4 protein-coding genes are annotated in these 4,608 nt (G+C 66.4%); all 4 read right to left on the bottom strand.

Translation table 11 applies throughout. The features are described from left to right. Window positions 1-51 precede the first annotated feature (51 nt). Window positions 52-858 (bottom strand): SGNH/GDSL hydrolase family protein, encoded by an 807-nt coding sequence (locus ACN6LM_RS37585; protein ID WP_445069912.1) that lies wholly within the window; start codon window positions 856-858, stop codon window positions 52-54. Window positions 859-2,103: 1,245 nt separating this feature from the next. Then, the gene (locus ACN6LM_RS37580) at window positions 2,104-2,298 is read right to left on the bottom strand and encodes a hypothetical protein (protein WP_445069911.1); all 195 of its coding nucleotides are present in this window, start codon (window positions 2,296-2,298) and stop codon (window positions 2,104-2,106) included. Window positions 2,299-2,620: 322 nt separating this feature from the next. After that, the gene (locus ACN6LM_RS37575; protein WP_445069910.1) at window positions 2,621-3,307 is read right to left on the bottom strand and encodes an HAD family hydrolase; all 687 of its coding nucleotides are present in this window, start codon (window positions 3,305-3,307) and stop codon (window positions 2,621-2,623) included. Between the two features lie 4 nt (window positions 3,308-3,311). Beyond that, complete coding sequence (locus ACN6LM_RS37570; protein ID WP_445069909.1) at window positions 3,312-4,178, bottom strand: GntR family transcriptional regulator; 867 nt, start codon at window positions 4,176-4,178, stop codon at window positions 3,312-3,314. Window positions 4,179-4,608 lie beyond the last annotated feature (430 nt).

The following is a 4,608-nucleotide window of genomic DNA, read 5'->3' as shown; positions in this document are numbered from 1 at the left end:
CCCCCCCCCCCCCCCCCCCCCCCCCCCCCCCCCCCCCCCCCCTCCTCCGTGTCACGCCGCCGAGCGGAACGCCGGCAGGTAACCGCCGGACTGGCCCTCGGGCTTGGGGTGGTACGAGTTGTAGACGGGGATCGAGACGCTGTGCAGCCACGGATCGCCGGAGCACAGCTCGTGTCCGGTGAACTCGTCTGCGACTCCGGAGAAGGTGAATCCGACGTTCGCCGCCTGCTTGGCGATGACACCGTTCAGTACGTCGGACGCGTTGTTGATGGCCGTACGCGCCTTGTCGGACAGGCCGACGAGACAGCTTCCGCCGATCTTGTAGAAGCGCGGGTAGCCCAGCACCACGACATGGGCCTGCGGGGCCTTGGAGTGGATGGAGGCGTACAGCGAACTCAGCTGTGACGGCAGCGTGTTGTTCATCTTCCCGACGGCCGCGTTCACGGCCGAGATGCAGGCGGACTCGCCGGACAGCACGCAGTCCTGCATGACATCGGCGAACCCGACGTCATTGCCACCCGCGGTGACGCTCACCAGCGAGGTGGACGAACTGAGCGCCCCGAGCTGACCACTGGCCACGGTGCTCGTGGTGGCGCCCGAACAGGCGACGAAGGTGAATGAGGACGGCGAATTCGCCGCCGCCCAGAGGTACGGGTAGGCCTTGGTGCTCCGACGGCAGTCACCGCTGTCGGACAGGTAGCTTCCCGCGCCGACACCGGACGAGTACGAATCGCCCAGGGCGACGTACCCGCCGGCGGCGGCCGAGGAGGATGCCGAAGCCGGCTGGGCGATCCCCAGAGCGGCAGCGGCGGCGAGGAGCAGAGTGGATGCGGACGCCCAGAATCTCCGTACTGACATACCTGTCAGCCCTCCGAAGTGTGGGGGGTGGGTGGGGGGTTGAGTGAGCGGTCCCTGTTGTAGCAGCTCCCGGTACCAGTCGGTAATAGCTCTGCGAGAACCCGCCTGAATTGCCCGAATGATCGATCGGTAGGCATAGCTCCGCGCGTAGATAAACCCCCAACCACCCCTGAATCAAAGGTTCTGAAGCGATCGGTCCGTCGCTTGGCAGGGGGTGGTATTGGGCGCTGGGCGCCCTGGGCGGACGTCCGGCAGCCGCAGTGAGAGAGCCTGACATGTCGGGAAGATGTGGCCGGCCGGGGCCGGGCGCCGTCTGCGGCTACCGCGACTCGACGGCCTGGGGCGCGACCTCTTCGTTGCTTGCGCTGCGCGGCTCGGAACCAAGGTTGTGAATGTGCTCGGCTCTCTGCCGGCTGTGTCGTCCAGTCATGTGGCGCAAGCGAGGCCGGGGTTCGCGGCAGGAAGCAGCTGTACCTGTCCGAACGGAACACGCAGTGGGCGAAGTGCGGTGGGGCCCTTGGTGTGATGAGCGGCTGCTCGCTTCAGCCTGTCGGCCGCGTGCTGCGGTGACGCGAAGGTCCACTCGGCGGCTGTGAGCAAGCCAAGGGTGAGGAAAAGCGCGGCCAGGGGGGGGCGAAGAGGCTCCGCGGCCATATGCAGTGAAAGTAGCGCAGGACGCCCCGAACGGCCGCTATGAAGAGGCTCGTCGCGAGGGCGGGCCACAGCAGTTTCACCGCCGCGAGGAGCCGGTACGCCCCGCTGACCGCCGTCTCTGCCGGTGACAGGGACTACTCGTCCGCGTAGCCGTTCTGCGGGATCCTGCCGGTGAGGGGTAGAGCCGCCACGAGCACGAGCAGGTGCCTTCGCCCAGGCGGACCGGGAGTCGACGCCGTCGAAGAGCCCAGGGACGCCCAGTGTGTGGACGACCACTGCGAGGGTTGCGATGAGGCAGATGGCCTGGCAGTGGAGCCGAGAGTGGGCCGGCGGCAGGACGAAAGCCGGCCACCGGGCTGGGACGGCACCTACGACGGCGAGAAACCAGCACGCTGCGGCCGAAAAGCGGGGCTCTGGCGCTCTTCGGCGGGCCACCGCTCGCCATGTCCCTCGTCCTGTCGACGGCTCAGCACTTGTCACCCCGGGGACGTCAGGCGCGCCACCCCCGTGAAGACGATCAGCACGGCTGTTGCTGCGCCTGCTGTCGCCAGTGCGTCTGTCGTGATCCGGTCCAGGTGCGGTCGTGCCAGGTCAGTCAGAACGAAGGCGATGGCCGAGCCGGTGCAGGCGGCCGCAGCGCCCGCGGCCCAGTACCGGTGTCGGGCCCAGAACCAGGAGCATCACGACCGGGGCGGCGACAGGCAGCGCCGGTTCGTCGAGGAGGCCGTTCTCGAAGCGGGCGCCGGCTCGGACGAGGGCGACGAGGTGGGTGCGGTGACCGCTCACGCGGCAGCCGTGCTGAGGCGCGCGGGGAGTCGGTCTTCGTCGGCAAGGGCGGCCGCGGCGATGCCGCGCACATGGTCACGCAAGCGGAAACAGGTCAGGCACCTACTCAATTGAGTAGGTGCCTGACCTGTTACTTCACTGTCGGGGTGGCGGGATTTGAACCCACGACCTCTTCGTCCCGAACGCTATTCAGGGGGCTGTCAGTCTGGTCAGCTTGCTCTTGCGCTGGGCCGCTTGGGCATCGACCCGTCCGCTGGTGTCCAAGCTCGTCCATCTCCGGTTGCTTGCGTTGGCCCCCCGTTTGGCCCCCCAAGCGAGAGGGTCAACCCGCAGCGGACGGCGCCACAAGAGCCTCTGCGACGGCGACCATGGTCGTGATGATCGTCTTTGCTCCAGCGGCAACGAGACTTTCCTCTTTGCCTGGCTTGTTGGCGAAGCCGATCGACATGGAGCCCGCTCGCGTGGCGGCCTCCATATCCGTGGTCGCATCTCCGATCAAGGTGCAGGTGCTCGCCCTGATCCCAAGTTCGTTGGCGGCTCTTTCAAGCGAGAACGGCGACGGCTTCATGAGGTCAGGGCGGTTGGGGTAGCGGCCAATGACTTGGTGAACGAATCGATCGAGGCTGTGAAGTGCCAGGAACTCCGTCACGCACGCCGCCGAGTTGTTGCTGACGATCGCGACCCTTCGGCCAGACGCATGAGCCGCACGAAGGGATGCCGCAGCACCCGCAACGGGGAGGCCCGCAGCCTTGACCGCCGAGACTTCAGCGGACGTGAGGGCGTCCTCGATTCGGCGCACGGCATCCTCGCCGACGCGCGGCGCCAATCGCAGTACCTCCATTGGGTCGTCTGTTTCGAGAGCTCTCTCGCCGGCCGTCGCGTCGATCTGCGCGAGGACGCCGGCGAGATCTTTCGCGACGCCGGGGGCTGGATGCCCCGCAAATACATCGCAGATAGGGCCGTCGAAGTCGAAGAGCAGTCCGCTGGTGGCGGCGATGGTCGCAGCCAAACCCTCAGGCGCCATAGGGGTCGAAGTCCCTTCCGATGGTGGTCCAGACGCTCTCGAACCAGAGGCGTGCCTGTTCGACTTGTTGGGCGCCGCTAGTCGCGTCTCCTTCATTGGTGGAGTAGTGGAACAGGGCCGCGTCCGCACCCACCAGGTCGTAGATGTCGATCGCTTCTCCTCCGGCAGACACCTTGTTTGGACGGATGGGGTAGTACCCGAAGAACGCGTCGCTCTGGTTGATCACATAGAGCTTGAAGAACTGCGTGCCGCTGTGAACCCGCACGCTGACCGTGGCCTCTTGGACCAAGCCAAGGTGCTGAAGCTCTCCCACGGCGTTGGTGATGCTTCGGGTGAAGCTGACCATCATGTCGTGCATGCGGGCTCGGAGGCGGGGATCGTCAGCTCCGTCACTCCGACGTACTGGAGCGGCCTGGGGTACGGCCATGTCCGGCACCAGGATTCGGATGCTGATGCTCGTCGGCGTTAGTCGGCCGACTCGAATCTTGTCGATGGGCTCCTGTAGGGCCCCGTGCAGTGTCTCGCTGGAGAAGCCGGCGAAGTCGATGGAGACGTTCGGGCTGGAAAAAGCCTGCTCGACGTAGGGCCGTAGACCGGCCGGCCGCTCGGTCCGGTTCCGGACGTACACGCCACTTCCCTTGCGGGAGACGACCAGCCCTTCATCCTCCAAGTCCCGCAGAGCGCGCTGAATCGTCGCCCTGGCGAACCCGTACAGGTCGGTGAGGTTCTTGTGCGACGGCAGCTTGTCGCCGGGTGCGAGCCTCCTCGTCCGAATGGCCGCAGCAAGGCTGCTCGCGACCTGCTCGTAGGGCGGACGGCTGTCGTCCGGGTCCAGCGGTTCGGGCGTGAAAGTCATGAGTCGATGCTACGCCCCAAGGCAGCGATCAGGGCAGCCAGGCTAGCCAGATGTTGACATGGATAGTCATGCTGGCTACGTTAAAACCAGATCGGCCGGGCTAGCCAAGTTGGTCAGCCCGAACGGTGCGGCTCTTCTTTGAGCTGCTCTAGCCGGCTCGGGATTGCTCGTCTGAAGGCGGCTTAAGCCGCGCGCTGCGAGCCCTGAGCTGGTCGTTCCTTGAGAACTGAACAGAGTGCCAAGGATTCACCGCCTCTCCTGTGCGACAAGCAGGCGGTGTGCGCGGGCTTACCGCGCACGGAACAGCGCAACCCGACCACTCCGCAGCACCGCTGCGGCCGGTTGCCTCCGCCGCTCGTCTCGTACGAGCGGCGCTGAGGGGAGCCGGATTTACCGACTTCAACGGCGTGGGCCCCGGTGCTGGAACACC

Source organism: Streptomyces sp. SAS_281, assembly GCF_052542855.1.
The sequence above is the reverse complement of the archived record's forward strand: the minus strand, read 5'-3'. Positions and strand labels throughout refer to the sequence as shown.